Raw genomic sequence first — 1,362 nt, 5'->3', positions numbered from 1 at the left:
CGCGCGACTATGCGCAGCTCGAGCGCCCGATCGGCCGCATCATCATCAACGCCGACAAGCCGGCGACGGCCATCAGGCCGACCATCGCCGTGCTGCAGGAGCTGGCCGACAAGTCCAAGCTGCCGTTCGACAACGTGGTGCAAGGTCTCGAAACGCTGATCGCGTCAGGCCGGTCGCTGGAGGAGGTGCTGGCTTTCCTCCCGACTGTCGCCCGCACCGCCCAGGCCTCTGGCGCCGAGATGTCGGATATCGCGCTTACCGCCGACGCGCTCGCCAACTCGCTCGGCATCACCGCCGACAAGATGCAGGAGGCCTTCGACATCCTCGCCTTCGAAGGCAAGGCTGGCAAATTCGAGCTGAAGGACATGGCCGCCGAGCTGCCGGCCATCGCGCCGGCCTTCGCTGCGCTGGGTTACAAGGGCACCGAAGGCCTGAAGCGGCTCGTCGCCATGCTGGAGATCGTGCGCAACCAGACGGGATCCTCGGCCGAGGCCGCGACCAACTTCTCCAACATCCTGCAGAAGGCCTACGGCAACGAGGTCGCCAATAACTTCAAGAAGTACAATATCGACATCCGCAGGGAACTCGACCGCACCCGCAAGGAAGGCGGCGACGTCATCGAGACGCTGGTCGAGCAGACCAACAAGGCACTCAAGGGCGACCTGTCCAAGCTGCCGCTGATCTTCACCGACATCCAGATGCAGCAAGGCATGCGCGCGCTGCTGACGCAGATGCCGGAACTGAAGAAGCATCTCGACGCGCTCGGCTCCGCATCCGGCACCGTGGCGAGGGACTTTGCCCAGATCACCGGCGATTCCGAAGGCAACTGGCAGCAGCTGATTAACAACATCCAGAAGACGGCGACCGCGCTTGGCGACCTGTCGGGCAGGGCGCTCAATCCGACGCTGGAGAAGGTGAACGACCGATTGTCGGACATGATGGCCGTCGACAAAGGCTATGAGGCCTTGCGCGGCAGCGGCCGCGATCCGCTATCCTATGCCGCCGAATTCAAGGATCGCTTCAATAAGCAGCATCCTGAGCTCGGCATGTTCGACCGCTTTACCGGCGCCTCGGCCGAGAAGGCTTTCCGGGATGCGCTGGCGCAGCTCGGCCGCGGCGAGATCAAGAACATTTTCGATGCGTTGCAGACGAAGATTCTTGAGGACCGGAAGACGCGCGAGCCCAACACGGGTATGTCGGCGGCGACCGTCCCCATGCCGACGCCGCGGCCGAAAAGCTGGGCGGAGATGACGCCCGCCGAGCGGCAGTACCAGGTTTACGCCCAGGGGCGGCATGCGCCGGCCAAGGGCGGCCAGGCCTATGTTCCGCCGTCGCCGAGCAACGCAGGCATCGGCCCGAACG

Annotated in this window: 1 protein-coding gene; it reads left to right on the top strand. The window is 64.5% G+C overall.

Annotation, left to right across the window (positions count from 1 at the left end; translation table 11 throughout):
* Positions 1-1,362, top strand: a 1,362-nt coding sequence (locus EOA27_RS36625) for a phage tail tape measure protein (RefSeq protein ID WP_127258731.1), incomplete at both ends; no start/stop codon positions are given.

This window comes from Mesorhizobium sp. M2A.F.Ca.ET.037.01.1.1 (assembly GCF_003998075.1).
GTDB lineage: Bacteria > Pseudomonadota > Alphaproteobacteria > Rhizobiales > Rhizobiaceae > Mesorhizobium.
This window is presented reverse-complemented; position numbering and strand designations above follow the sequence as displayed.